The organism is Micromonospora phytophila, assembly GCF_023656545.1.
Classification (GTDB): domain Bacteria; phylum Actinomycetota; class Actinomycetes; order Mycobacteriales; family Micromonosporaceae; genus Micromonospora; species Micromonospora phytophila.
On record NZ_JAMOKF010000008.1, the window covers coordinates 1 to 24,389 of the forward strand.

The 24,389-nt window shown below is 69.2% G+C and carries 24 protein-coding genes; 8 read left to right on the forward strand and 16 right to left on the reverse strand.

The genetic code is table 11. The annotated features are described in order from the left end of the window. From NCC78_RS02685 to NCC78_RS02705, 5 genes are all read right to left on the reverse strand, one after another. The coding region (locus tag NCC78_RS02685) for a hypothetical protein (RefSeq protein WP_250791511.1) at window positions 1–277 on the reverse strand (277 nt) is incomplete at its 3' end. Between the two features lie 530 nt (window positions 278–807). Beyond that, complete coding sequence (locus NCC78_RS02690; protein WP_250791513.1) at window positions 808–1,374, reverse strand: GNAT family N-acetyltransferase; 567 nt, start codon at window positions 1,372–1,374, stop codon at window positions 808–810. A 95-nt stretch (window positions 1,375–1,469) separates the two neighbouring features. Continuing rightward, window positions 1,470–1,991 carry a GNAT family N-acetyltransferase gene (locus NCC78_RS02695; RefSeq protein WP_250791515.1) on the reverse strand — a complete coding sequence of 174 codons (522 nt, stop codon included), beginning with the start codon at window positions 1,989–1,991 and terminating at the stop codon, window positions 1,470–1,472. Between the two features lie 254 nt (window positions 1,992–2,245). After that, window positions 2,246–2,770: a pantetheine-phosphate adenylyltransferase gene (coaD, locus tag NCC78_RS02700; protein WP_250791516.1), complete on the reverse strand. Its 525-nt coding sequence runs from the start codon at window positions 2,768–2,770 to the stop codon at window positions 2,246–2,248. Between the two features lie 333 nt (window positions 2,771–3,103). Then, window positions 3,104–3,574 (reverse strand): hemerythrin domain-containing protein, encoded by a 471-nt coding sequence (locus NCC78_RS02705; protein WP_250791518.1) that lies wholly within the window; start codon window positions 3,572–3,574, stop codon window positions 3,104–3,106. Window positions 3,575–4,204: 630 nt separating this feature from the next. Between NCC78_RS02705 and NCC78_RS02710 the strand changes: the two genes are divergently transcribed. The 3 genes from NCC78_RS02710 to NCC78_RS02720 all read left to right on the forward strand — a co-directional run bounded on the left by NCC78_RS02710 (window position 4,205) and on the right by NCC78_RS02720 (window position 7,172). Further along, window positions 4,205–5,095 (forward strand): helix-turn-helix domain-containing protein, encoded by an 891-nt coding sequence (locus NCC78_RS02710; protein WP_250791520.1) that lies wholly within the window; start codon window positions 4,205–4,207, stop codon window positions 5,093–5,095. Window positions 5,096–5,158: 63 nt separating this feature from the next. Next, complete coding sequence (locus NCC78_RS02715) at window positions 5,159–5,740, forward strand: dihydrofolate reductase family protein (protein ID WP_250791521.1); 582 nt, start codon at window positions 5,159–5,161, stop codon at window positions 5,738–5,740. 124 nt (window positions 5,741–5,864) lie between these two features. Beyond that, window positions 5,865–7,172 (forward strand): ISL3 family transposase, encoded by a 1,308-nt coding sequence (locus NCC78_RS02720; RefSeq protein WP_250791523.1) that lies wholly within the window; start codon window positions 5,865–5,867, stop codon window positions 7,170–7,172. A 152-nt stretch (window positions 7,173–7,324) separates the two neighbouring features. On the opposite strand, the gene NCC78_RS02725 is transcribed toward NCC78_RS02720, so the two are convergent. Genes NCC78_RS02725 through NCC78_RS02740 form a run of 4 tightly spaced genes read right to left on the reverse strand, consistent with a single transcriptional unit; the run spans window position 7,325 to window position 12,502 of the window. Further along, on the reverse strand, window positions 7,325–7,969 hold the full coding sequence (locus NCC78_RS02725) for a response regulator transcription factor (protein WP_250791525.1): 645 nt from the start codon (window positions 7,967–7,969) through the stop codon (window positions 7,325–7,327). Next, complete coding sequence (locus NCC78_RS02730; protein ID WP_250791527.1) at window positions 7,957–9,222, reverse strand: sensor histidine kinase; 1,266 nt, start codon at window positions 9,220–9,222, stop codon at window positions 7,957–7,959. The genes NCC78_RS02725 and NCC78_RS02730 overlap by 13 nt, the downstream gene beginning before the upstream one ends. Window positions 9,223–9,224: 2 nt before the next feature. Beyond that, complete coding sequence (locus tag NCC78_RS02735; protein WP_250791528.1) at window positions 9,225–11,753, reverse strand: ABC transporter permease; 2,529 nt, start codon at window positions 11,751–11,753, stop codon at window positions 9,225–9,227. After that, the gene (locus NCC78_RS02740) at window positions 11,750–12,502 is read right to left on the reverse strand and encodes an ABC transporter ATP-binding protein (protein WP_250791530.1); all 753 of its coding nucleotides are present in this window, start codon (window positions 12,500–12,502) and stop codon (window positions 11,750–11,752) included. Before NCC78_RS02740 ends, NCC78_RS02735 begins: the two co-directional genes overlap by 4 nt. A gap of 310 nt (window positions 12,503–12,812) precedes the next feature. On the opposite strand from NCC78_RS02740, the gene NCC78_RS32160 reads away from it, so the two are divergent. The 3 genes from NCC78_RS32160 (at window position 12,813) to NCC78_RS02755 (ending at window position 14,518) form a co-directional block, all read left to right on the forward strand. Continuing rightward, window positions 12,813–13,019 (forward strand): hypothetical protein, encoded by a 207-nt coding sequence (locus NCC78_RS32160; RefSeq protein ID WP_308220856.1) that lies wholly within the window; start codon window positions 12,813–12,815, stop codon window positions 13,017–13,019. An 83-nt stretch (window positions 13,020–13,102) separates the two neighbouring features. Further along, window positions 13,103–13,504 carry a hypothetical protein gene (locus NCC78_RS02750; RefSeq protein ID WP_250791531.1) on the forward strand — a complete coding sequence of 134 codons (402 nt, stop codon included), beginning with the start codon at window positions 13,103–13,105 and terminating at the stop codon, window positions 13,502–13,504. A gap of 270 nt (window positions 13,505–13,774) precedes the next feature. Beyond that, window positions 13,775–14,518, forward strand: coding sequence for a hypothetical protein (locus NCC78_RS02755; protein ID WP_250791533.1), 744 nt, complete (start codon window positions 13,775–13,777; stop codon window positions 14,516–14,518). A 328-nt stretch (window positions 14,519–14,846) separates the two neighbouring features. Here the strand turns inward: NCC78_RS02755 and NCC78_RS02760 are convergent, their stop codons facing one another. From NCC78_RS02760 to NCC78_RS02775, 4 genes are all read right to left on the reverse strand, one after another. Beyond that, window positions 14,847–16,082: an RNA polymerase sigma factor gene (locus NCC78_RS02760; protein ID WP_250791534.1), complete on the reverse strand. Its 1,236-nt coding sequence runs from the start codon at window positions 16,080–16,082 to the stop codon at window positions 14,847–14,849. Then, window positions 16,079–16,402, reverse strand: a complete 324-nt coding sequence (locus NCC78_RS02765; RefSeq protein WP_250791536.1) for a YciI family protein — start codon at window positions 16,400–16,402, stop codon at window positions 16,079–16,081. The genes NCC78_RS02760 and NCC78_RS02765 overlap by 4 nt, the downstream gene beginning before the upstream one ends. Before the next feature lie 53 nt (window positions 16,403–16,455). Further along, window positions 16,456–17,325 (reverse strand): dihydrofolate reductase family protein, encoded by an 870-nt coding sequence (locus tag NCC78_RS02770; RefSeq protein ID WP_250791537.1) that lies wholly within the window; start codon window positions 17,323–17,325, stop codon window positions 16,456–16,458. A 607-nt stretch (window positions 17,326–17,932) separates the two neighbouring features. Next, window positions 17,933–19,858 carry a S9 family peptidase gene (locus NCC78_RS02775; RefSeq protein WP_250791539.1) on the reverse strand — a complete coding sequence of 642 codons (1,926 nt, stop codon included), beginning with the start codon at window positions 19,856–19,858 and terminating at the stop codon, window positions 17,933–17,935. 426 nt (window positions 19,859–20,284) lie between these two features. Between NCC78_RS02775 and NCC78_RS02780 the strand changes: the two genes are divergently transcribed. Further along, on the forward strand, window positions 20,285–20,950 hold the full coding sequence (locus NCC78_RS02780) for a Type 1 glutamine amidotransferase-like domain-containing protein (protein WP_250791592.1): 666 nt from the start codon (window positions 20,285–20,287) through the stop codon (window positions 20,948–20,950). A gap of 64 nt (window positions 20,951–21,014) precedes the next feature. Beyond that, complete coding sequence (locus NCC78_RS02785) at window positions 21,015–21,956, forward strand: phosphotransferase (protein WP_250791541.1); 942 nt, start codon at window positions 21,015–21,017, stop codon at window positions 21,954–21,956. Window positions 21,957–22,060: 104 nt separating this feature from the next. Here the strand turns inward: NCC78_RS02785 and NCC78_RS02790 are convergent, their stop codons facing one another. The 3 genes from NCC78_RS02790 to NCC78_RS02800 form a co-directional block, all read right to left on the reverse strand. Further along, window positions 22,061–22,711: a LysE family translocator gene (locus tag NCC78_RS02790; RefSeq protein ID WP_250791542.1), complete on the reverse strand. Its 651-nt coding sequence runs from the start codon at window positions 22,709–22,711 to the stop codon at window positions 22,061–22,063. Then, window positions 22,711–23,007 carry a hypothetical protein gene (locus tag NCC78_RS02795; RefSeq protein ID WP_372495037.1) on the reverse strand — a complete coding sequence of 99 codons (297 nt, stop codon included), beginning with the start codon at window positions 23,005–23,007 and terminating at the stop codon, window positions 22,711–22,713. Before NCC78_RS02795 ends, NCC78_RS02790 begins: the two co-directional genes overlap by 1 nt. Before the next feature lie 161 nt (window positions 23,008–23,168). Beyond that, entirely contained in the window at window positions 23,169–24,320 is a 1,152-nt protein-coding gene (locus NCC78_RS02800; protein WP_250791544.1) for an epoxide hydrolase family protein, read from the reverse strand. Between the last annotated feature and the right edge of the window lie 69 nt (window positions 24,321–24,389).

Genomic DNA, 24,389 nt, shown 5'->3' on the forward strand with positions numbered 1-24,389 from the left:
GGAGCTTGGCGTCCGCGCTGGCATGCACCAGGGCCGGCGCGCGGCCCCTGCTGGTCCACGGACGTGACCAGTTGAGATGGGCGTGGAGCTCCCGCTCGATGTGATGGTCGTCGTCGCCGCCAGCTTTAACGATGAATCGTGACCCGGCGTGGGTCATCTCGAGGACAGTGGTTTCCACCAAGCCCCAGCTGTGGTCCCGCTCGACGGTCGCGCCCGGAAGCCACTGGTCCACCAGTGCCCGCTGCCGCGGAGAGAGGTTTCCGAACGCAGAAGTCACAGCGGGGATCCTATGAGGCCGGACCCGTCGAACAGTAGGTGGCGACCGCGCCGGCCGTCCGCTATGCCGCAAACCGCGCGTCACGCACGGTAAGCAGTCGCGTCCGCTGTCTCGGGCGGTGGTCGCTGGTCGCCGGTTGCTGGTTGCTGGTTGCTGGTTGCTGGTTGCTCGAGTGTCAGCAGCGGTGGCGTGGTGGCGATCGGAGGGGTCAACACCAAGACCGGTTGGGAAAGCGTCAGATGCCCAGGCGTGTCGGCTTCCCACTGCTTAGGTGTGCGAGTGGAGATCGCATACGCCCTGATGCACAGCCCGTTGGAGGGAAACGGGCCGCTCGGCGGACGTGACTCGGCCGACCGCAGCCCATGGTGTTCAGTGCCCAAGAAGCCGGAATCACGCGGGCGGCCTTCGATCGGATGTCGGATCTGCCGCTGACAGCGCGTCCGAGACGACCGGATCTGGCCGATGACAGTGCGCTTCCCGATTGCCGTGTATGGCTCGGAGTGAGCGCGGGAAAGCTTTGCCCAACGCGTTCAGCGCTCGGTCAGCGCATTCACGGCTTCCTTGGGCAGTTGCCGATCGCTGTAGAGCAGCCGGACGGCCGAGGCGTCGGGGTTTCCCGCGTCCGCGCCGCGCCAGGCCAGCTTGAGCCCGGTACGCTCGACAGCCCGCCGAGACCGTTCGTTGCTCTCCAGCACGTAAGCGGTCATCGGCAGGTCGGGGCGCAGATTTCGCGCTGCGGTAGTCGCTGCCGTGCTGATCTCTTGCGCGTAGCCCTGTCCCCAGAACTGGGGAAGAAGGCGGAAGCCGAGATTCCACGCGACGCCGTAGCGGACGAAGCAGCCCCCTATGCCGACGAAGATGTTGTCCGCGCTGTAAGCGGTCCACATTCCCAGGCCATCACGACGCCACGCCGCACACCAGTTGTCGACCATCTTGTCGGTCTGTTCGATCGCGTCGTGGCGAGTCAAAGGGTCGGGCCCCCACACTCGTGGGTCGGCGTACAGCGCGAACAGCTCCGGTAGGTCCGTTCGGCTCGGCTTCCGCAGGATCAAGCGGTCAGTCGCGACGGCATCCGCCGCGCCCTCGGGATCAGACACCCGCCCATCGTGGGCCAACCGAGGGGCAGTTCCAAGCCATATAGCAGGCCGCGCCCGGGCCCCGCGTCTTCAACTTCATCAGCGCGTCCCACCACTCACCCGGACGTCGTAGAGCCCGCTGGGCGCCGCATCTCAAACAGGATGCTGTCGTGGCCTGCCGCGTCAGGCCGGCTTCCTACGCGAACCGCACCGACTTCCTCAAGTGCTCGCTGAGAACGGCGATTGTCTGGGCCGACAAGAAACACGACCCGCTCGACGAAGCGGAACGCGTGTCCCAGCATGAGGGCCTTGAGCTGCCCGTTCGCCTGGCCGCCCCAGTACGACCTGGCGAGGAACGTCCACCCGATCTCAACTTCGCTGCGTCGCTGATCGTAACCGTGGAATCGGGACGACCCGATGATGTCGCCCGCAGCCGACGTGACCGCCAGAGCGCTGGACGCCAGGGACCCCGCGAAGAACCGCGTGAAGACCTCGTACCGGTACCGATCCCTGGCGGGATGCTGATCCCAGATGAGAGGGTCACGATCAACCTGATAGAGCTCATCAAAGTCCGCCGAACGTAAGGGCCTGACGCCAACGAGATCTCCACGGAGCACGGGCTGCAGATCGAACGGCATGATCGAGTGTATCGCCGAATCAGGTCAGAAGACCGCCCGTGGGAAGGGCAGCCTCTCCCCGCCGGAGGAGTCGCGCCCACCGTCGGAGCATCACCTCATACGCTTCTCAAACGCGCTCCGAGGGATCGTCCGGATCTGCCGCTGACCGGGCGTCACGTTGCGTCACGAATTCGCGGTGGCGCTCGACGCGCGGTCGTGCCGAGAAGAGTGCATCCCACCTCGAGGCGTTGCCACCGTTCCGGTACCCCTGGGGGTCACTCTTCAGCGTTCAAAGACGGACGGGCCGACTGTGCCGAGCGGTATGCGCGTGCGACCGTGGACGAAGTGGCGGCCAGCTGCGGACGGGACGGCAACCAGACGGTCTGAATGCCGAGTTGCTCGTTCATCGCAGCGAGCTGGTACTCGTGGCGAAGGTCCGCGGCCGTACGTAGGCCGCGGACGATGACCGTGGCGCCGCGGCGCAGGCAGTAGGCGGTGGTCAGGCCGGTCCAGGTGTCCACCTCGACATTGCCCCAGGCTGTCGGCATGGCGTCGCGCACGCGTACGGCCCTGGTCGTGGCCTCGGCGGTTGGTCGCTTGTCGGCGTTCACCGCCAGCAACACGATGATCTGGTCGAACATCACCCGGGCACGGGCCACCAGGTCGCGGTGCCCCGGGGTGAGCGGATCGAACGTACCGGGATAGACCGCCAACGAACCGTGTACCGACACCACTCCACGATCCGACGTAGCCGTCACCGCGACTCCAACCACATGGCCACGATCATCCCAGCCGTACATGTGCCGACCCGACTTTGGGCCTTGTCGTCACCGCCGACCACCGCCGACATCCTGATCTGCCGCGATCCGCGCTATGCAGTTGCGGCATGTCGGCGTCGTCAGCGCGTGGACGTGCCGCCGACCGTGCGCGCGACTCGGCGGACAGGGTCACGCGTCGTAGCGGACCCTGCCAGACGTAAACGGTCCCAACAGGTCAAAGAGCGCGTTGTCGATGCGGTGAACCCTGTCCGGACGCCATCGTGCTGTCCTCGTCCCGGCAATCGGGGGACGTGGACCGAGTTCGGCAGCTGAGGATGGAGCGGCCGGGCCCGCCGGTTCGCGGGCCCGGGTTGCTCACAGCGGTCCCAGGACCTCCTCGGGTGGCGCATCCAGCGAGAGCGTCTCGAGCACAGTGAGCAGTTGACGCTCCTCGTACCGGAAATGGCTCTCCATAATGGCTGCGACGCCCTCGAGGTGACGATCCAACTCGGCGACCGGTGCGGCCCGATCGGCCGCGGCCTGCAGGCCTGCGAGCAGGTGCGCGATCATCGAGTGGTCCTGGGTGAGGTAGCGGAGCACGGGCTCCAGCTCCGGGTGGACCGCCTTGATCGCCGGGAACAGGGTGTGGTCCTCGCCCCGATGGTGCCCGTCAAGGGCAGCGCAGAACCCGTGGCAGTACAGCAGCAGGTCACGAGTGGCCGCCTCGCCGGACCGGCCTTCGGCAACCGCACTGCGGGTGAGGTCGAGCGCCTCGCGCAGGCGCGCGTGCACCTGGCGAAGCTCACGGCTCCAGGCGATGAGCCTGGTCGTCTCGCGCTCAGTCACGCGAAGACGAAGGATGCGACGTCAACATCGTCGGTCTCCCTCGGTCGGGCGCCTCCATGCCTGACACCGTCTGCCACCGGCACGCGACGCTACCCGAAGCATAGTTCATCGAGATCAGCTGACGGAAAGGCGAAAGACTGCCATGGTCAGACCATGCACGCTTCTGCCGCGGATCGAGCGCGTGGGCAGCCGGTGCGCCCATCACCGTCCGTAGCCGAGCCGCGCTGGCGCGGACGTTCTGCTTTGCCGATGACCGTCCGTTCGATCAAGGCCAGTGGCGTCGTTCGCCAATGGCGAATCTGCATCAGGGGTCTGCTCAGGGCGCGAGTAGGCCGCGCAGCACCTCGCGCGACGCCATGGTGCCGATGACCTGGCTCCAGCCATGGGGCGCCTACCCACAGCGCCGACGAGAGCCCCTGCACGCCCAGCGTGGTGACCGGGGTACCGAGGTCCGAGCACCCAGGAGGTTCTCAAGGTCGATGGGCATAAGACGGGCCGCCGCCGGCTCGATGGTCGGCCCCGCTGGATCTGGCGCGAGACGTGCACGTCGTATTCGGGCTCTTCACAACCTGGGGTGTAGTTGGGGACCGGAATGCGCCGGGGCGCCCGTCAGGGATCGGCGCCGGCTCGATGCTGGCGGCGGCGCGTGATGCCGGATGGGCCGTCGGCGATAATGTCGGCGTGGAGTATGTGTCCAGGGTGCCCGGTCCGCCGCTGGACGGGCTGATCGACGACCTCTACTACCTGGAGGGCGCTCCGCCGTACTCCCGGTTGATGCTGCCGGCGGCGCCCGCGCCATTGCTCATCGTCAACCTCGGGGCGCCGTTTCTCATCCGCGCAGGCACCGACGTAGACGCCGTGGAGTACGCCGACGGCTGCGCGGTCGCCACGCCCACGCGTGCGTGGGAGTTCAGCTACCCAACCCCGACCCGGTCCGTGGGCGTCCACTTCAGGCCGTGGGGCCTGGCACCGTTCCTTCCGATGCCCGCGTTCGAGTTGTCCGACCGACCTGCGACGGTGGAGCAGATCTGGGGCCAGCCCGCTATCGCTGAATTGCGACACCGACTGACCTTGGCGGACGCACCGCACGAAATGCTGATGTTGCTCGAGGAGGAACTGGTGCGACGGCTGCGGGTGATCGACGGTCTTGACCTGGTCCGCCAAATGAGCAGCGCCGTCGCGGCGGCAGGCGGGACAGTGCCGATCAGCGACATCGGTGTGGCGGCCCGCGCCAGCAGCACGTATTTGGCGAAGCGGTTCAAGGCCGTAGTCGGTGTCACGCCAAAACGGCTGGCTCGCAGCTACCGCTTCAGCTCCACCGTGTTGGCGCTCGACGTCGCTGCACCGATCGACTGGGGAGACGTTGCCGCTGGCGCGGGCTACTTCGACCAGGCCCACTTCGTGCGCGAGTTCCGGGAGTTCACCGGGCTCACGCCGACCCGGTACGCCGAAGTCCGGCGGCGATTCCTGCGCGATCATCCCGACCACGTCCTGGACGGCTGGCCGCTCCCGGCCGATTGATTCCGTACAAGAGCGACAGCTCACGCCGCACAAGACTTGGGACTCCGAACAGAGGAGGAATCCATGGGGAAAGTGGTCATGAACGCGTCGGTTTCGGTGGATGGTTTCATCGCGGCTGAGAACGACGATCCCGGTCCGATCTTCGAGTGGCTGGTCAGCGGTGACGTGCCGTTGGACGACAGTGGCGTTCTGAAGGTGTCGCAGGCTTCGTTCGACCACGTCCGGCCGTACTGGGACGAGGTCGGGGTGACCGTTGCCGGCCGTCACGCCTTCGACATCACCGACGGCTGGGATGGGACGCCTCCGAGTGGGATCGACCATGTGGTCGTGGTGAGTCACCGTGGTGCGCCCGAGGGCTGGGACCTCCAGGCGCCGTTCCACTTTGTCGACGGCATCGAGGCGGCCGTGGCCAAGGCGCGGGAGCTTGCGGGTGACCGCACTGTCGAGTTCGCTGCTGGCGACGTCGGCGGCCAGGCGCTCGCGGCAGGTTGGGTCGACGAGGTACGCATGGACGTCGCACCCGTCGTGCTCGGGTCCGGTAAGCGTTACTTCGGCTCCGTCGACGCGCAGCACCTGCTGGAAGGCCCAGACGTAGTTGTTCAGGGCAACCGGGTGCTTCACCTGCGCTATCGGGTGCGCCGTTGACCGATCTGAGTGGGTACGCGAAGAAGACCGCTGCGACGGTGACAGGAGATCGGGCGTCCGGCTGCGTTTGTGCATCGCTGCCCCGGGACGGAAGTCGTGGTCTTCCAGATTGGTACACCTCGACTTGTCTGACGCTACCTTTGCCTGCCCTGACCTGACCAAGTTCTGCCGGCTCGACGAGCTCGGCTTGGCCGTCACCGGCCAACGACTCAGGCCCGACCGTGCGGTGCTGGCATGCCGGGTCGTCGAGCCGGACCCGTGGTGCCGTCGCTGTGGTTGCGAAGGCGTACCGCGCGACATCGTGACCCGGGAGCTGGCCCACGAGCCGCTGGGCTGGCGGCCGACGATGCTCGTGGTGATCGTGCGCCGCTACCGGTGTACCGCTTGCGGTCACGTGTGGCGCCAGGACACCAGCCTCGCGGCTGAGCCGCGAGCGATGCTGTCGCGTCGCGGGCTGCGGTGGGCACTCGAGGCGATCGTGTGTCAGCACCTGACCGTCGCGAGGGTCGCCGAGGGACTCGGGGTCGCGTGGAACACCGCCAACGACGCTGTCCTGGCCGAAGGCAAGCGGGTGCTGATCAACGACGCCACCCGGTTCGACGGCGTGGCCGCGATTGGGGTCGACGAGCACGTGTGGCGCCACACCCGCCGCGGCGACAAGTACGTCACCGTGATCATCGACCTGACCGGCATCCGTGACGGCACCGGACCCGCTCGGCTGCTGGACATGGTCGAGGGCCGCTCAAAGCAGGCGTTCAAGTCCTGGCTCGCCGACCGTGACCAGACGTGGCGCGACGGGGTGGAGGTGGTGGCGATGGACGGGTTCACCGGCTTCAAGACCGCCACCGCCGAGGAACTCCCCGACGCGGTTGCGGTGATGGATCCCTTCCACGTGGTCCGCTTGGCCGGCGACGCCCTCGACCGGTGTCGCCGCCGGGTCCAGCAGGCCATCCACGGCCACCGCGGGATGAAGAATGACCCGCTCTACTCCGCCCGCCGGACCCTGCACACCGACGCCGACCTGCTCACCGACAAGCAGACCGACCGGCTCGCCGCCCTGTTCGACGACGATGCCCATGTCGAGGTCGAGGCCACCTGGGGGATCTACCAGCGGATGATCGAGGCCTACCGCGAGCAGGACCGGGGTCGTGGCCGCGAGCTGATGGTCAAGCTCATCGACTCGATCAGTCACGGTGTGCCGAAGCCCCTCACCGAGGTCATCACACTCGGTCGAACGCTGAAGAAGCGCGCGGCCGACGTGCTGGCCTACTTCGACCGACCTGGAACGTCCAACGGACCGACGGAGGCCATCAACGGCAGGCTCGAGCACCTGCGTGGCTCCGCCCTCGGCTTCCGCAATCTCACCAACTACATCGCCCGATCCCTGCTCGAGACCGGCGGCTTCAGACCTCAACTACACCCTCATCTGTGATGAGCCCGTATTCGACTTCCGCCTCCCCGTCGTGGTGCTCGCGGCGCTGCTGATGGTCTACGTCTTCTGGCTGGCCCGCGAGACCCGCGATAGTTCGACGTGAGCAGCGGATGAACAACTCCGGCTGGGACCTCCTGCTGGCACCCGTGCTGTCACCGGTTGAGGTACGCCAGGACGGCCCGGACACGGCGGTGGGAATCGTCGGCCGGTGGGAGGTCGAGTTTGGCGAGGATGTTGGTGATGTGCTTTTCCACCGACACCGGTGCCAGCACGAGTGCGGCGCAGAGGGCGGAGTTGGACAGTCCCTGTGCCATCAGGTCCAGGACTTCGCGTTCCCGGGGCGTGAGTCCGCTGATGCCGTGGTTTCGGCTGTTGCGGGCGAAGAGTTGCCGCACTACTTCGGGGTCCATCGCGGTGCCGCCGCTGGCGACCCGTTCGATCGCGTCGAGGAAGTCGTCGAGCGCGGTGACCCGGTCCTTCAACAGATAGCCGACGCCGCCTCGGCCGTCGGCGAGCAGCTCTGCGGCGTAGGCCCGCTCGACGTACTGGGAGACGATCAGCACTCGGGTGTCCGGGTCGGCGGCCCGCAGTTGCAGCGCCGCCCGGAGTCCTTCGTCCCGGAATCCCGGCGGCAGCCGGACGTCGACGATGGACAGATCAGGGCGGTGCTCGGTGACGGCGTCCAGCAGGTCGGGGCCGTTGTCCACGGCCGCGACGACGGTGTGCCCGGTGTCGGTGAGGAGCCGTACCATGCCCTCGCGTAGGAGTAGGAGGTCTTCGGCGATCACGATGCGCATGGGAACTCCGCGTGCAGGATGGTCGGCCCGCCGGCCGGACTGGTGAGGGTGAGCAGGCCGTCGAGCGCTTCGACCCGGCGGCGTAGCCCGTCGAGCCCGGAACCGGTTGGGTCGGCGCCGCCCCGGCCGTCGTCGGTGAGGGTGATGGAGATGACGGTGGCCGTGCGGACCAGGTCGATGGTGCAGGTGGAGGCGTCTGCGTGTTTGCCCGCGTTGGCAAGCCCTTCGGCCACGACGAAGTACGCCGCCGACTCGACTGCCGCGGGATATCGGTCGGACTGGTCGCCGCTGAGTTCGACCGCGAGTGGGCTGTCTGCGGCCAGGGCGGCCAGGGCGGCGTGCAGGCCACGGTCGGTGAGGATCGGCGGGTGGATGCCCCGTACCAGCCGGCGCAGCTCGGCGAGCGCCTCGTCGAGTTGCCGGCGGGCGAGGTCGACATCGGGGACCGCCGCCCCACCGCTGCGGAGCTTGCGGGCGGCCAGCGCCAGGGTCATACCGGCGGCGACGATGCGGGCCTGCGCCCCGTCGTGCAGGTCCCGCTCGATCCGGCGCAACTCCGCCGCCTGGGCGTCCACCACCCGGGTGCGGGTCGCGGCGAGGCGGGTGGCCTGCTCGACCAGGCGGCGGTACGTACCGGGTGCCAGCAACACACGGGCGACCAACGCTTGCGCCCGTGCCATGGTGCGCAGCAGCCAGGCGACCACCGGGAGCAGCAGGAGCCCGACCAGGGTAAGGACGAAACGACCGGGCGTGGTGGTCATCAACCACTTCATCGGGAACGGCGCGTGCGGGTTGGGCACGGCCCAGGCCCAGACGGGCGCGATGATGGCGCTCAGGTCGACAGTGGTGATGACGATCGCGACGATGCCACCGACCAGCCCGAGTGGGAACAGCATCACGAGCCAGGCCAGGTCCCGCCAGGTCGCGGGCTGGGCACCGATCGCAGCGGCGCGCTGGCGGATCGTGCCGGCGTCGATCCGGACGTACGGTGATCCGATCTCCTGCCCGAGCAGCCAGCCGGCCCGGCGGCGTTCGACCGTCGCGAGCCGGCGGGTGATCCACGCCGCGCCGAGGAAGGCCGGCCCGCCGAGCTGGGTGATGCCGATGATGGCGACACCCAGGGTCACGGCGAGGCTCCAGGCCAGCCCGACGACGCCGGCGACCATGCTGCTGACCAGGTACGCCAGGGCCCGCGCCCCCGCTCCCACCATCACCCGGATGGTCGTCGCGGCGGCACGGGCCCGGTCTGACATCGTCAGCGCCCTTCGGCGACAAGCGGCAGGCTCCGCCGGCCCAGCACCAACCGGGTCGGCAGCGCACCGGCGAGCAGGCCCAGGGCGGCCACCCCGCCGAGCATGCCCAGGTAGGTACCCGGGTCGACGATCAGCCGGAAGGTGCCGTCCTGCGCGGTGCTGAACGCGCCGACCACGATGGCGGTGACCGCCATACCGAGTATCAGCCCGACCGCGACGGTGATGGCGGCCTCACGGCTGGCCAGCCGGCGGACCTGACCGGTGGTCGCGCCTGCCAGCCTCAGGTCGGCGTACTCGCGTCGACGTGCCGCCGTGGCGATCGCGAAGGTGTTGACCACCGCGATGGCGGTGAAGCCGAGCGAGATGACCACCATCAGCTCCCAGGCACCCTGCTGGTTCTGTGCGTCGCCGGCCCGGGCCGCCTCGATCGCCGGGGTCACCCGCAGCGCCGGCCAGTCGGCGTGGATCTGTGCCGGCACGTCGCCCTGATATCGCAGCGCGATCGCGCTGACCAGGCCACGGGGGTCGTGTGCGGCGACGAGTTGGGCCGGCAGCACCATGTCTCCGAAGCCGCGGGACCGCTCGTACACCGCCGAGAGCCGCAGTGGGGTCTGGTAGCCATCGGCCAACCAGATCGGCACCTCGTCGCCGAGCTGCCAGCCCTCCTGTTCGGTGAGGAAGCTGCTGGCCGCGAAGGTGCCGTCCCCGCCGATGGCGCCGTCCCGCACCGCCAGATCCAGGACCTGCTCGGAGCCGACGGTGAGCAGCCCCTGCGCCACGTAGTCCTCCGGCTTCCCGCCTTGGGCGACGATGGCCCGGGTGGGCAGCGTCGCCGCGGCGCCGGTGACGCCGGGCAACGCGACGAGCCGGTCGACGGTACCGAGCGGGACGCCGCCCACCCCGGTCACCTGGGCGGTCGCCGCGGCGGTGCGGGCGGCCTGCTCGTCGGCGGTGAGCGCGCCGAGCAGGGCGCTGTTGAGCAGCATGGTGGCGTTGATCGCGAACATCAGGACCAACGGTACGGCTACCGCCGCGACCCGCCGGCCCTCGGCCCGGGTGATCGCGCCGGCCAGCCAGCCGGTGACACCGGTGGTCCCGGCGAGGCGCGACAGCGGCACGATCAGCAGCCGGAGCAGCACCGGCCCGAGCGCGGCCACCGCGCACAGCAGCAACGCGGACGAGACGAAGCTCATGCCCATGCCGAGCGGTCCGCCCAGCGGGACGAAGGTCAGCACGGCGATGGCCCCGCCCGCTGGCACCACGGCGAGCAACGCCCGGACCAGTACGCCGCCACCGGGAGCCGTCGCGGTCTCGGCGAGCGCCTGGGTCGGGGCGATCCGTACCGCCCGACGGGCCGCGATCCGCGCGGCGAGGAACGTGACAAGCAGGCCGGCCAGCGCGGCGCAGAGCAGCACCAGCACGTTGATCCGGACGGTGAACTGTTGCGGGATCGCGTCGATCGTCCGGAATCGGGCGGCGACCAGGTGGGCGACCAGCACACCGAGGGCGCACGCCGGCACCGCCGCGAGGCCGGCGATGAGCATGCTCTCCAAGCCGAGTAGCCGGCGCAACTGGCCGGGGGTGGCCCCGGCCGTTCGCAGCAGCGCCAGCTCCCGCAGCCGCTGCCGTACCCCGAGGGAGACCGTGCCGGTCAGCACGAACACCGCGGCGAAGGCGGTGATGCCGATGACGAACCCGAAGATCGAGATCGGGCCGATGTAGTCGGGCAGTGCGCCGGGCAGATCGGCCCGTACCCGGTCCGCGCCGGTGAGCACCGCCGCGTCGGCGGCCTCGGCTCGTACGGCGGCCAGCAGCGCAGTCCGGTCCGCGCCGGGCGCGGTGAGGATGCCGACCGCGGTCGGTCCGGCGAGTTCGGAGATCGTCTGCACCTCGCGGTCCGCCACGAACAGCGCACCCTGCGCGGGCAGCCCGTCCCCGCTCGCGGGCACGGCGATCCCGGCAACCCGCATCGTCCGGACCCCGGCCTTCGAGGTGACCTGCACGCTATCGCCGGCCGTGACACCGGCCCGCGAGGCCAGGTCCGCGTCGAGCACGACCTCGCCAGGTGACGGCGCGGCGCCGGCCCGCAACGTGTACGGGGTGAGCCGCGCGGACTGCCAGCCGTGCCCGATCACGGGCGCGTCGTCGCGGCCCCGGATCGGTTGCCCGGTCATCGTGCTCAACTGGAGCGGAAACGCGGCATCCGGAATCGCGGCCGTGACACCGGTCAGTCCCGCGACCCGGCTGGCGAGGTCGGCCGGCAACATGCCCGCGCCGGTGAGCCGCTCGCTCTTGACCTTGGTCTTGACCTTGTCCTTCTTCTTTGTGACCGTCTCCAGGGTGACCTCGCGGTCGCCGGAAATCACTACGGTCGCGGCGGCGAACCGGTCGGCCGGTGGCTTCGCCGTCAGCACCGAGAACAGCAGCAGGCCGCCACCGGCCAGCAGCGCGACCGCGAGGAAGGCGGCCAGGAACGTGCCGAGGTAGGCGCCGCGTTGCTGGCGCAGCGTGGCGAGGGCGAGGCGCATCATCGGGCGCTCACCGCCATCATCAGCGCAGCGACCTTCTCCGCCGTCGGGTCGACCAGTTCGTCGACGATCCGGCCGTCAGCAAGAAACACCACCCGGTCGGCCCACGCGGCAGCCGCCGGGTCGTGCGTGACCATGACCACCGTAGTACGGAAGGAGTCCACCGCCTCCCGCAGCAGCCCGAGCACCTCCCGACCGGTGGACAGGTCCAGTGCCCCGGTCGGCTCGTCCGCGAAGATCACCTCGGGACGGCCGGCGAGCGCCCGAGCCAGCGCGACCCGCTGCCGCTGCCCGCCGGAGAGCTGGCCCGGCCGGTCATGCTCCCGGCCGGCGAGACCCACCCGCTGCACGACCTCCCGCGCCCAGGCTTGGTCCGGCCGCACCCCGGCCAGCCGCTGCGGCAGCAGGATGTTGTGCCACACCGACAGCGAGTCCATCAGGTTGTACGACTGGAACACGAACCCGACCCGCCGACGCCGTGCCTCGGTGAGCTTCGGCTCACGCAGCCCGCCGATCTCCTGGCCGGCGAGCAGCACCCGGCCGGTGTCCGGCAGGTCCAACCCCGCCGCGCAGTGCAACAAGGTCGACTTCCCGGAACCGGACGGGCCCATCACCGCGCAGAGCGTACCGGCCGCGAACGCCACCGAAACCCCGTCGAGGGCCCGTACCCCGGCACCGCCCGGATAGCTCTTCGCCACGTCAACCACCTCGACGACCGGCCCGCTGGCCTCGGCCGTACCCCTGTTTCTCATGGTGATCAGCCTGGTCGACGCCGCGTTTCCGGACCACATGGCGACCTTTGATCATCGTGGTAGGGCCACCCCTACCCTCTGGCCGTGCTCGGACCAGTCGGCGCGGTCCCCCACGGCGTCGGCGAGGTTCCGTCGGGTTCGATCTGCTCAATGCCGGCCATTGCCCGGCTGTGGGTGGGGCGGAAGGTCCGGCGGTATGCCTGGGGTGTGACGCCGATAGCGGTGTGGAGGTGCTGGCGCAGGGAGACGCCGGTGCCGAATCCGGCGCGGTGGGCGACGACGTCGACGGGCCAGTCGTGGTCTCCAGCAGGTGCCGGGCCAGGTCGACGCGCTGGCGCGGACGAGCCACTGGCCGGGGCTGGTGTCGACTTCTTCGCGGAAGCGGCGGGTGAAGGTGCGGACGCTGTCCTCGGCGTGGGCGGCCAAGTCGGCCAGCGTGGACAACGGTCTGATGCACGCAATCGGCGAAGGCCACCTCGTCACGCTCGATATCCCGGCCACGATCCCGCTTTTCTAGCGAGCATCCGCTTCTGCCGCTGACAGCGCGGGTGGCCGCCTGGCTCGTCACCTGTGTTCCGTGCGGCATGTGATGATCGGTTCGTGAGCCTTCGTGAGTGGAAGCGCCTGACGCATATCGAGCGGGCTTTCTTCATCAACTCGTTCGAGATGGACCTCCTGCCCGGTGTGTTCGGTGACTTGGACCCCGCCCAGCCGGAGCCGTCGTTGTCCGAGCTGGCCTCCGTCCTGCTGACGTTGGTGGACAACGGCTGGATGGAGATGCGCCGCTACGTGCGGCGGGTTGCCGATGACGGTCGGGAGGGCTTGGCGCACGGCGATCCTGTGCCAAGGGACCAGCTGCCGGTGCTGCTGGCAGACCCGGCCAGTTGGGAGTACCCGGATGATCCGAGTTGGATCGGTGCGCTGACGCTGGTGGAGACCGAAGCCGGCAGGACGATCAGCCGGATGTCCGCTGACGAGATTGCCGCACGGGACAACGTATAGGCGAGCGGCTCAGAGTCCTGTAACGGCATCCCCATCTGCCGCCGACCGGGCGCGTTGACTGCTGGGCCGCCGTAACGCTCCGTACGCGCCGCCCCGGTCACCGACGACGGCTCGGTGCGCGCTCGTAGGCGAGATGAGGCAGCGACATCCGAATCGGCAGTCATGTGCTGCGAGAGTGCTCCCGCCGCATCGACGTCGCGTCGATCTGCGCTCGACCGGGTGTGCGAACCTGCTGAGGATCAGGTGTGGTGCGGATCCGGGGGTGTTCAGATGCTGGTGAGTGCGGTCGAGTTCTACGCGGGCTACGGCACGGTGCTCATCGGCTCGATGGCGTTGCCGGAAGCCGAATGGGACGGTCCTGTCGGATCGGACGACCAACATGTTGTCGTCCAGGCCACCGGGCGGGACACCCTTACCCGGGTGTCCTTCTGGAGGGACACCATGCCGCTCGTGGGCGAGGTCGTGTTCGACGGGGAACTCCGACTGGAGAACCAGACACTCTGGCTCGGCGACATCAACCGCCACAGTTGGTGGAGCATGCGACTATTCCGAGGAGGCGACACCCAACGCCTCGTCGTCCGGGTCGACGACCCCGGTCGCGCATCACGCATCGACGTCGGCATCGACATCGGTTCCCATCTGACATCATTGTCGCCGTCCAACGGTCCGGCGTTGTTCGACGTCCGCACCAGCGCGGCGGACGGACTGTCGGCGCCGACCGCGTTGGGTCTGGTCCTCGACGGTCACGACTCGGCACACGCCCGCCTGTCGACCGCTATTACGATCCTCTCCGGCGAAGACCCTGCGACACCGTGGCGCGAGCAGTACGAGCTCAGCAACGTCGTGCAATGGCTGCGGTGGTTGGGCATCGGTCTGAGCATGTCACGAGCCGAAGAACTCGGTGCCGAACTCCGGCAGCTCGTTCGCGCAGCCAGGAATGCCGCACCGGACGGCGCCGTCCCATTGCCGGTCGCAACGCGGATTGCCCGTGCTGTTCTGGACAAGATCGTGTAGTCGGGACGTTGGTTGCAGCGACGTTTCGCATCCAAGCCTTGACCCGCGCCGTGCCACGGCGCCCTACTCGGGCATCTGACCTACGTCTTGTGACGCCGTACGGCAAGGTCACGTGCACGCTTCTGCCGCGATCCGCGCACTACACAGTTGCGGCAAGTCGGCGCCGTCAGCGCACGGACATGCCGATGACAGTACGGTGCCGCCCGTGAGAAGTTGAACGACCTCATGCGGGTATTAGGCCGATCTGATTGCCATTGCCGGGGCGTCGTCTGCGCGTTGCGGCGTCGGCGGCCGTTGCGCGCGGGGTTTCGATCGGGATCCGTGGGAGCTACCGCAGTTGGTCGCGTCGGCGGGTCAGGTAGGCGGTCTCGGCGGTGTTGCCCGCCAGCTCGATGGCTTTGTCGTACGCCGCACGCGACTGCTGACTCTGGCCCAGCCGGCGCAGCAGGTCGGCGCGGGTGGCATGGTAGGCGTGATAGCCGGCCAACCTGTGCTCAAGCCGGTTGACGGCCGCCAGTGCCACCTCCGGGCCGTCGAGCTCGGCGACCGCGATGGCCCGGTTGAGGGCGATGACCGGTGACGGGTCGAGGCGGACGAGCTGGTCGTAGAGGGCGAGGACCTGTGACCAGTCGGTGTCGCGTACGTCGCGGGCGGAGGTGTGGACGGCGTTGATCGCCGCGAGGATCTGGTAGCGACCCGGGGCCACCCCGGCGGCGGCAACGGCGAGGCGTTCGCGCACCAGTCGGTGGCCCTCGGTGATCAGCGTCGCGTCCCAGGCCCCACGGTCCTGCTCGTCGAGGGCGACCAGTTCGCCGCTGGCCGAGACCCGGGCGGTGCGGCGGGCCTCGATGAGCAGCATCAGCGCCAGCAGCCCGGCCACCTCACCGTCGTCCGGCAGGAGGGCACGGATCAGGCGAGTGAGCCGGATCGCCTCGGCGGTCAGGTCGTGACGTACGGCATCGGTGTCGGGGCCAGTGGCCAGGTAGCCCTCGTTGAAGACGAGAAAGAGGACGGCGAGTACGCCGGTGACGCGGGCCGGGAGATCCTGCGCGGACGGCATCCGATAGGGGATGCGAGCCGCTTTGATCTTGGCCTTCGCGCGAGTGATCCGCTGCCCCATGGCGGTCTCCTGCACCAGGAAGGCGCGGGCGATCTCGGGCACGGTCAGGCCGCCGACCATGCGCAGCGTCAGCGCCAGGCGGGCTTCCATCGCCAGCGCCGGGTGACAGCAGGTGAAGATCAGCCGGAGCCGGTCGTCGTCGATGGCGCCGAGAGGCTCGGGCGGGTCGCTGTCGTACACCATCTGAGCCTCCTTGTGCTTGTCGTCGCGCTTGTTCTCGCGCCGGATCCGGTCGATGGCCTTGCGAACGGCGGTGGTGGTCAGCCAGGCGCCGGGGTTGGGGGGTACGCCGTCGGCCGGCCACCGCTCGACGGCGGTCGCGAACGCCTCGGCGGCCGCTTCCTCGGCGATGTCGAGGTCACCGAAACGCCTGGTCAGGGCGGCGAGCACCCGCGCCCACTCCTCGTGGTGGGCCCGGGTGATCGCTTCCTCGACGTCGCTCACTGGAACGGCCGCACCTCGATCTTCCGATCGCAGACCTTCGACGCCTCGGTGGCGAGCTTGAGCGCCACATCCAGATCGGGGGCCTCCCACACCCAGACGCCGGCGAGGTACTCCTTCGACTCCACGAAAGGCCCGTCGCTGAGCACCGCCTGCTCGCCCCGATTGTCGATGACCGTGGCCGCGTCGGTGTCCGCGAGTCCGCCCGCGAAAACCCAGTAGCCATCGGCGATCAGCCGTTCGTTGAACGCGCTGATGGCAGGCTGCCTGTCCGTGCTGCCGGGATTGCTCTTGTCATCGATCACGGAAACCAGGTACTGCATCTGAAGATCATCTCCTGTGGTGTCAAGAAAGCGTGGTTCGGTGGGCAGGGACTTCAGGCCGTTGCATACCGCGGGCGCCCGGCCGGCCGGTAGACCTGGATCGTCACGCCCTTCGAGTCGACCCGCGACTCGATCAGGTCGAGCGCAAGATCCGGACCGGTCTCCGGGAACAGTCTCGCGCCCTGGCCGAGGATCACCGGGATCACGATCAGAATCATCTCGTCGACCAGATCGTTCTCCAGCAGCCACCGGGCCAGGGCGCCACTGCCGTGCACCTGCAGCTCACCCCCGGGCTTGGCCTTCAGCTCGCTGATGGCCGCCGCGAGGTCACCGCGGAGAACGGTCGTGTCCTCCCAACGCGGCGCGGTGAGCGTGGTCGAGGCAACGTACTTGGGGGCCTCGTTCAAGGCCACGCCGATGGGATGTGCGCGCATCTGGTCGATTGATCCCCAGGAGCCGGCGAACAACTCGTAGGTGCGCCGGCCGAACAGGAACGCCTCGGCGCGCTGGTAAGTCTGCGTGATGAACCTCCTGGTCTCGTCGTCACCCTTCCCCCGGGCCCATCCGCCGCGCTCGAATCCGTTCCTGCGGTCATCCGACGCGGCGCCGTTTCCCTGCATCACTCCATCGAGGGTGACCTGGGTCATGGTCGTCAGCTTCATGATCGCGGTTCCTTTGCCTTGGCGCCGCCCCTTGTCGGCGGCCTCATCCCTCCTACGAGCACCACCGCCCCGATCCGACACCGCCTCCCGGATTTCCTTGAAGAACTTTCCGGGACGCCTCTTCGGCAGCACGTCGGAGTCGAGCCTGTCGGCCGCCGAGGTTGCGCACCGCCGCTCGGCCTGACCGCCCGCATCCGGTGCTTCGGCGGCTACCCCACCGACGAGGTTGCCCTCGCGCCCGATCCGTTCGACGCCCGCCACCACCGGTCAGGATCTTCGCGTCCGCGAGGCGGTCACCCGGGCCCCACCACGAGGAGTGTGCCCGGGTGGTCACCGCCCTGACCAGGCGCTTCGGTGACCTCGACATCGCCGAGGAAGCGGCCCGCGATCATCGCCCGAAATGCGGGCAACGCGGCGTCGACCGGCTCCCCAACGTGACCATCCCGCCGCATCGGCTCCCGTCGGGCAACTCCACGAGCCGGTACCGCAGATCCGCACCCATGTGCCGGTACAGCGCACGGTAGTTGCGCCGGTCCACGCTCAACCTGCGGGTGGCATGGTGCTGGACCTCGGCGTACGCCCGCTCCGCGGCGCGTAGCTTCCGCTGCCAGGTGCGCTGCGGCCCACACGCGCCAGCGAGCCGTCCAAGATCAGGTACGCGGATCTGCCGCTGACCGTGCGTCTGAGACGACCGGTTCTGCCGAGTTGAGTGCACTCGATCATGCCGCGATGAATGCGTGGCAGCTGCGGAACTTGGACGACGATCAGCAACCTGCGTCAACGCTTGCCGGCTTGCCGCCCTGTTTCTGGAATAGGTGGTCTGGCCTGCAGCGGTCGGCCGTAGCGGTCGCGGCGGTCGGACGTTGGGTCATCTGAGCCACCGATCGAACCATGCGCGGGTGCGGCGGAGCACGTCGAGCTGGTGGTTGCGTTCGCGGATCGAGTGGTTCTCTCGGGGATAGACGACGTACTCGTGCTCGACGCCGAACCTGCGTAGCGCGCGGTGGAAGAACTCCGCCTGTGATACCGGAACGTTCGTGTCGTTCTCGCCGTGCAGGATCAGCACCGGGGTGCGGACCTTGGAGGCGTACGAGATCGGGCTGAGCCGGTCGTGGCGGTGTGGACCCGTTCCTTCCCAGCCGCTGCTACCGCCGAGGGCGGCCTCGAACGGCCCCTGTTCTCCGGTTGCGGCGAGCATTCCCCAGTCGCTGATTCCGGCTCCCATCACGGCGGCCTTGAACCGGTTGGTCTGCCCGACTGCCCAGGCGGCCAGGAAACCGCCGTGGCTCCAGCCGCCGATGCCCAGCCGGTCGGGGTCGGCGACGCCGTCGGCGATGAGCAGGTCGATGCCGGCGCAGATGTCGGTCCACTCGTCGAGGCCGACCGCACCGGCGACGCGCACCGCGAAGTCGTGGCCGTGCCCTTTGCCGCCGCGCGGGTTCGGCAGAAACACGGCGTAGCCGGCGGTCGCCAGCCACTGGCCGGACGGGTCCCAGCCGAGCATGAGCCGGTCGGCGTGCCGGTCGTACGGGCCGCCGTGGACCAGTGTCACCAGTGGAAAGGGCCCGTCCTTGTGGGACCGGCCGGCGGGCAGGATCAGCAGGCCGTCGAGGGCCAGCCCGTCGGATGCCTCGTATGACAGGCGTTCCTGGACACCCCAGGGGATGTCGCGGAGTTCGGGCCTGAGGTCGGTCAGCCTCGTCAGCGGCCCGCTCGTGGGGCCGGCGTAGACGTTTCCGGGCTCGTAGGACGTGCTGACGACCGCCGCGACGGCGTCACCGTGCCGGTTTGTGGTCAACGACGCCGCGAGGCCGTCGACCCGGGACAGCTCGACGAGGGTGGGCCCGGCTGGATCGAGCCGGTGGATCGCGGTTTCGAGCCCGTCGGCGACCAGCGCCAGAGGCGGACCGGTGTCGACCTGAACCAGGTTGCTCGGGCAGACGGTCGTGCCGGCGGTCAGGCTTCGGTGCTCGCCCACCGGCCCGTTCACCGGCACGGCGACATCGAGAACCGCGTGTCCGCCCACCAGAGCGGGCGGGGTCGTCGCGACATATGCCAGGTGCCAGCCGTCGTCGGCGGGCCACCAGACGAGCGACGACGCGTCCGCCGCGGCCGGGCCGAGGTCCCGCGTCACGCCGCTGTCCGGGTCGAACAGGTGCAGACCGGGCTCCACCAGGCCCGGGTCCACGTCGGGGGTCGACCAGGTCAGTACCGCCAGCATTCCATCGTCGGCCCGCTGGGCCACCTCGACGACATGGCGATCGCCGAACGTATCCAGCGTCCGAACCTCCCGGCTCCGTACGTCGAGCAGCCGCAGCCGATCCGGGCGTACGCGTTCACCCCACACCCGAGCGTCGTCGCGCTCCCTGTCCCGACGTTCGTCCTCAGCGGACGGTTCATCGGCTGCGATCACCACGACAAGGTCCGGGTCGGCCAGCGGGAGGTGACCGGACACCCCACCGGCCCAGGACGTGACCGCCTGCACGACACCGTCGACGAGCCCCACCCGGTGCAGTTGCGCCGTGCCACGCTCGGCCCGGTCGGAGAGAAAGTAAATCAACAGCGAATCCGCAGCCCACCGCGGCGCCAGATCGTGCGCCTCACCCGAGGTCAACCGCCGCGGCGCCCCGGTCCCGTCGGCGGCGGCGACCCAGAGTTCGCTGACCGGGTGAAGACCAGCCCGCCCGACCGAGGCGACCACGTAGGCGACCCACTTGCCGTCCGGCGACAGCGCCAATGCCCGCGGAACACGACCGTCAACCACCAACTCGGCGGTGAGCTGTGCACGGGCCACCGAGGCACAGTATCGATCAACCGCCACGGCGGCCAACCGCTGCCGCAACGCACCGCAGCATGGCTGCCGCGTCCTCGCAGGCCGTCCAATCTCGACCAACAACGCCAGAGCAAACGATCTCACTGCTTGATCGGGATGCGCACTTCTGCCGCGATCCGCGCGGTCATGCCCATGTGCGGACGTGCGACCGGCCGCGTCAAAGTCCTGACGAAGCACCCGGCTGTGTGGTGCTGCTGTGAGGAGAAGGCAACGGCACCCGGCCGGGCTGGAGCTGTTCCGTCATGTGTGGACCTTTGGGGTGGCGGCATCGCGGCCTACCGGACGCATTCGTCAACACGCTGGTCGCCCGATCGCCGAGTTGTTCACCGCCTGACCGGCCCGCCACGCCGTCTCTGGCCGGCGTGCGACAGAATCGGGGCCGTGCGAATGCTGCTGACCTCGAACGGACTGGCCAACGACACACTGCGACAGGCGTTTGCGGAGTTGCTGGGCAAGCCCTGCGCCGAGGCCCGGGTCGCCGCGATCGTGACCGCCTCGCTGGGCGAACCCGGCGACCACGGCTGGTTCGTCGAGGCGCTCGCCGACCTGCACGGCATGGGCTGGGGCGAGCTCGACGTGCTCGACCTCAACGGCCTGCCGCGGGACGTGCTGGAGGGACGTCTGGGCAGGGCCGACGTCTGGTGGGTCACCGGCGGCAACCAGTTCCATCTCGCTCAGAGCATCGCCCGCGCCGGCCTGTCCCAGCCGTTCCCGAGGCTGCTGCGCGAGAAGGTGTACGTCGGCACCAGCGCTGGCTCGATGATCTTCAGCCGGCGCTTCGACGAGCGGGCGGCCGACCTGCTCGGTGACCTAGCCGACCTCCACCTGCTCGGCGAGGAGCGGATCAAGCCGGCCTGCCCGCTGTTCGACTGGTACGTCAAGCCGCACCTCGACTCCCCGTCCTTCCCCAACCGCGACGAGGCATGGGCGGACCGGCTGGCGGCGAGCGTGGACTTCTCGCTCTACCTGCTCGACGACGACTCCGCGATCCGGGTCCACGGCGACAAGGTGGACGTCGTCTCGACCGGGCGCTGGCGGCTGGTCGGGCGATGACGGCGCCGAGCCTGCCGCGCGAAAGTCGGAGGACACCCGCGGTCGCCTACGGGAGGATGGCGGCATGACGATGCACGCCGGCCAGCTCCACGTCGACGCGCAGACCGTCCGCCGGCTGGTCGAGGTGCAGTTCCCTCAGTGGCGCGGACTGCCGGTCACCGAGCTGCGCACGCCCGGGACCGTGAACGCGATCTTCCGGATCGGCGACGACCTGGCCGCCCGCTTCCCGCTGGTCGGTCACGACCCGGCGCAGGCCCGCGCGTCGCTGGCGGCAGAGGCCGAGGCCGCGCGTGAACTGGCCGACGCCGCCACCGTGCCCACCCCGGAGCCGGTGGCGATCGGGGAGCCGGGCGCGGGCTATCCGCTGCCGTGGAGCGTCCAGACCTGGCTGCCCGGCCACGACGCGACGGTCGAGGACCCCGCAGGGTCGAACGCGTTCGCCCATGACCTGGCCGAGCTCATCGCCGGGATGCGCGCCGACGACACCCGTGGGCGACGCTTCGACGGCGTCGGTCGCGGCGGGCACCTCCCGGACCACGACGAGTGGCTCGAGACATGCTTCCGGCAGAGCGAGGACCTGCTCGACGTACCCCTCCTGCGGCGGATCTGGGCGGAGCTTCGGACGCTGCCCGAGGTCGACGAGGACGCGATGTGCCACCGCGACCTCATCCCGCCCAACGTCCTCGTCGAAGACGGCCGTCTCGTCGGCGTCCTGGACGGCGGCGGCTTCGGCCCGGCGGACCCGGCGCTCGACCTCGTGGCGGCCTGGCACCTCCTCGACGAGACCCAGCGCGGCATCCTCCGCCGCGAGCTCGGATGCGGCGACGTCCAGTGGCGGCGCGGGATGGCTTGGGCGTTCCAGCAGGCGATGGGGCTGGTCTGGTACTACCTCGACTCCAACCCGACGATGAGCCGGTGGGGCAGGCGCACCCTGGACCGCATCGTCGATGCCTGGGCCGCCCGAGCGAGGACGATTCCCCTCCTAGAGGCTGACCGAGTTCGGTGAGTGTGTGAACGCACTCATCTGCCGCCGACCGAGCACGGCCTCTTCCGCCGACGGGCCCGACCCCGGCGCCACCCGACAACGGGGGTTTGGGCGGGTCGCGGCGGTCAGCGGGTCGCGGCGGCTACCCGTAGCCCTAGGGCGATGAGCACGGTGCCGCTGACCGCTTCCAGTCGACGGCGGATCATCGGTCTGCGGAACCACGCGCCCGCTCGCCCGACCATGGCCGCCAGACCGAGGTACAGGACGATCTCGACAGCTACCTGGAGCAGTGCGAGGAGGGCGGTGGTCGCGAACAACGGCCGGTCGGCCGGCACGAACTGGGGGTAGAACGCGATCATGAACACGGCGGCCTTCGGGTTGGCGAGCATCACCAAAGCACCCTCGCCGAAGGCCTTCCACCAGCCCCGCTTCGGGTTGGACAGCAAGTCCTCGGTCGGCTCCTGGATCGACCCCAGCTTCCGGCTCTGCCAGGCGGTCCGCCACGCCTTGATTCCTAGGTAGATCAGGAATCCCGCGCCGATCACCCGGAGGAAAATGAAGGCTGCTTCCGAAGCGGCAACCATGGCTGCCAGACCTGCGGCGGCGAACAACGCCCAGAGGTAGAGACCGGCCTCCAGGCCCAGTACGGTCGGCACCGCTCCGGCGAATCCGCGCAGCGCGGCCCGACGCATGATCAGCGCCATCGCAGGACCTGGAGATGCCGAGATCAGCACAACGGCAACGACGAAGGCAGGTAGCGAGGCGACGAGATCCATTAGTGGATCATCCCGGCTGGCGTCGCCCCGCTCAAGCCCTCTCCCAAGCCAGCCGACTGCCGCTGAGGACGAGGGCGCGGGCGAAGACGACCACGTTCGAGGCGCTCGGCGAGCCGGCGCATCGGGTAGCCGTAGCAGTCGCTGTCGTAGGGCAGGTAGGTCCGGAAACTTTGGCTCTGGCCGGCCAGCCGGGTCTGCTCCTCTGGGCGGCTGACGTAGGGCATCTGGAACTCGAACTCGTCCGCTGAGCGGTCGAACCAGCCGGCGGAGGTCATCCTAAAGATCAGGAAATGCACTGCCTACCCTGCCCATGCTGCCCCACGTCGACGTCCGCACATGCCGCGTTGAGGGCGTTTGACGTGCGTTGAACGGGACGGCATTCACGGGTAGCTTCTCGACTGATGCGTGCGGAACCCGACAGCGGAGCCGGGCCGAGGCGACCCGGCTCCCTTGCTGATCAGTACGGGGGAAGCGACGTGAAGAACTGCCTCAGTTCGCCGGCGAGCAGGTCCGGTTCCTCCAGCGGCATGAAGTGTCCGCCCCTACCTGGCTCGCTCCAATGCCGGATGTTGGTGCAGGCGCGTTCGGCGATCTCGCGCGGGAAGTTGGCCATCGACGGTTCGGTGCTCACCGTGAACGCGGCCGGCACGGTGATGTCGGGTCGCGGACTGTTGTGGTCGAAGTCGAAGTACTGCCGAAACGAGGAGCCGATCGCGCCGCTCGCCCAGTACAGAGTGATGATCGTCAGCAGGGTGTCCCGGTCGAACCGGCTCTCCAGGTCCCCGTGGTTGTCACTCCAGTCCCGGTACTTGTCGACGAGCCAAGCGGCCAGTCCGACCGGCGAGTCGACCAGCGCCGCGGCGATGGTGTCCGGCCGGGTGCCCATGATGGCGCTGTAGCCGCCGTCGGTCTGGTCGTAAACCGCTTCGGCATCGAGAAACGCCTGTTCGGCGGGGGACAGCGGGTGGGAGTCGAAACTGGCCGGGAACGGTGGGTGGATCATGTGAATGCCGACCACCTGCTCGGGGTACAGAGCGCCCAGCCAGCCGGTGACCACGCCACCGACGTCGCCGCCGAAGGCGCCGTAACGCTGGTAGCCGAGGACGTCGGTCATCAACAGGTGCAGCGTCTGCGCCATCGCAGCGCGGGTGAGCGGACCCTTCGGCAGCTCCGAGTACAGAAAGCCTGGCAGCGAGGGAACCACCACGTCGAACGCGTCGGCGGGGTCGCCCCCGTGGCGAGCGGGGTTGGTCAGGCGATCGACCAGCGGCAGCATCTCCACGAAGCTGCTGGGCCAGCCGTGGCTCAGGATCAGCGGCAGCGGCGCGGGCGCGCCTGCCGGACGCACCCCGGGTACGCGAAGGAAGTGCATGCGCCGGCCGCCGATCTGGGCCTGGTAATGCGGCAATGCGTTGAGTTCGGCTTCTCGAGCGCGCCAGTCGAACCCGTCGGCCCAGTAGGACACCAGGTCCCGCAGGTAGTCGGGGTCCGTGCCGGCCTGCCACGGCTGATCGCCGCTGCGGTCGGTGAATTGGCTACGGGCCAGTCGGGCCCGAAGGTCGTCGAGTACCTCGTCGGATACATCGATACGGAACGGGGAGAAGGGCATTGTTCCTCCGGCTAGGAGGGCGCTCCCCGACGCGAGGTCAGCGGACAGGGATGGCCGGGTGGAGCGCCC

Bases quoted from the DNA above. Each gene is read 5' to 3' on its own strand.
- NCC78_RS02695 (WP_250791515.1), bottom strand. From the start codon at position 1,991: ATGCCGTTCGATCTGCAGCCCGTGCTCCGTGGAGATCTCGTTGGCGTC.
- coaD (WP_250791516.1), bottom strand. From the start codon at position 2,770: ATGTACGGCTGGGATGATCGTGGCCATGTGGTTGGAGTCGCGGTGACG.
- NCC78_RS02710 (WP_250791520.1), top strand. From the start codon at position 4,205: ATGCTGGCGGCGGCGCGTGATGCCGGATGGGCCGTCGGCGATAATGTC.
- NCC78_RS02715 (WP_250791521.1), top strand. From the start codon at position 5,159: ATGGGGAAAGTGGTCATGAACGCGTCGGTTTCGGTGGATGGTTTCATC.
- NCC78_RS02725 (WP_250791525.1), bottom strand. From the start codon at position 7,969: ATGCGCATCGTGATCGCCGAAGACCTCCTACTCCTACGCGAGGGCATG.
- NCC78_RS02730 (WP_250791527.1), bottom strand. From the start codon at position 9,222: ATGTCAGACCGGGCCCGTGCCGCCGCGACGACCATCCGGGTGATGGTG.
- NCC78_RS02735 (WP_250791528.1), bottom strand. From the start codon at position 11,753: ATGATGCGCCTCGCCCTCGCCACGCTGCGCCAGCAACGCGGCGCCTAC.
- NCC78_RS02740 (WP_250791530.1), bottom strand. From the start codon at position 12,502: ATGAGAAACAGGGGTACGGCCGAGGCCAGCGGGCCGGTCGTCGAGGTG.
- NCC78_RS02755 (WP_250791533.1), top strand. From the start codon at position 13,775: ATGCTGGTGAGTGCGGTCGAGTTCTACGCGGGCTACGGCACGGTGCTC.
- NCC78_RS02765 (WP_250791536.1), bottom strand. From the start codon at position 16,402: ATGCAGTACCTGGTTTCCGTGATCGATGACAAGAGCAATCCCGGCAGC.
- NCC78_RS02780 (WP_250791592.1), top strand. From the start codon at position 20,285: ATGCTGCTGACCTCGAACGGACTGGCCAACGACACACTGCGACAGGCG.
- NCC78_RS02785 (WP_250791541.1), top strand. From the start codon at position 21,015: ATGACGATGCACGCCGGCCAGCTCCACGTCGACGCGCAGACCGTCCGC.
- NCC78_RS02790 (WP_250791542.1), bottom strand. From the start codon at position 22,711: ATGGATCTCGTCGCCTCGCTACCTGCCTTCGTCGTTGCCGTTGTGCTG.
- NCC78_RS02800 (WP_250791544.1), bottom strand. From the start codon at position 24,320: ATGCCCTTCTCCCCGTTCCGTATCGATGTATCCGACGAGGTACTCGAC.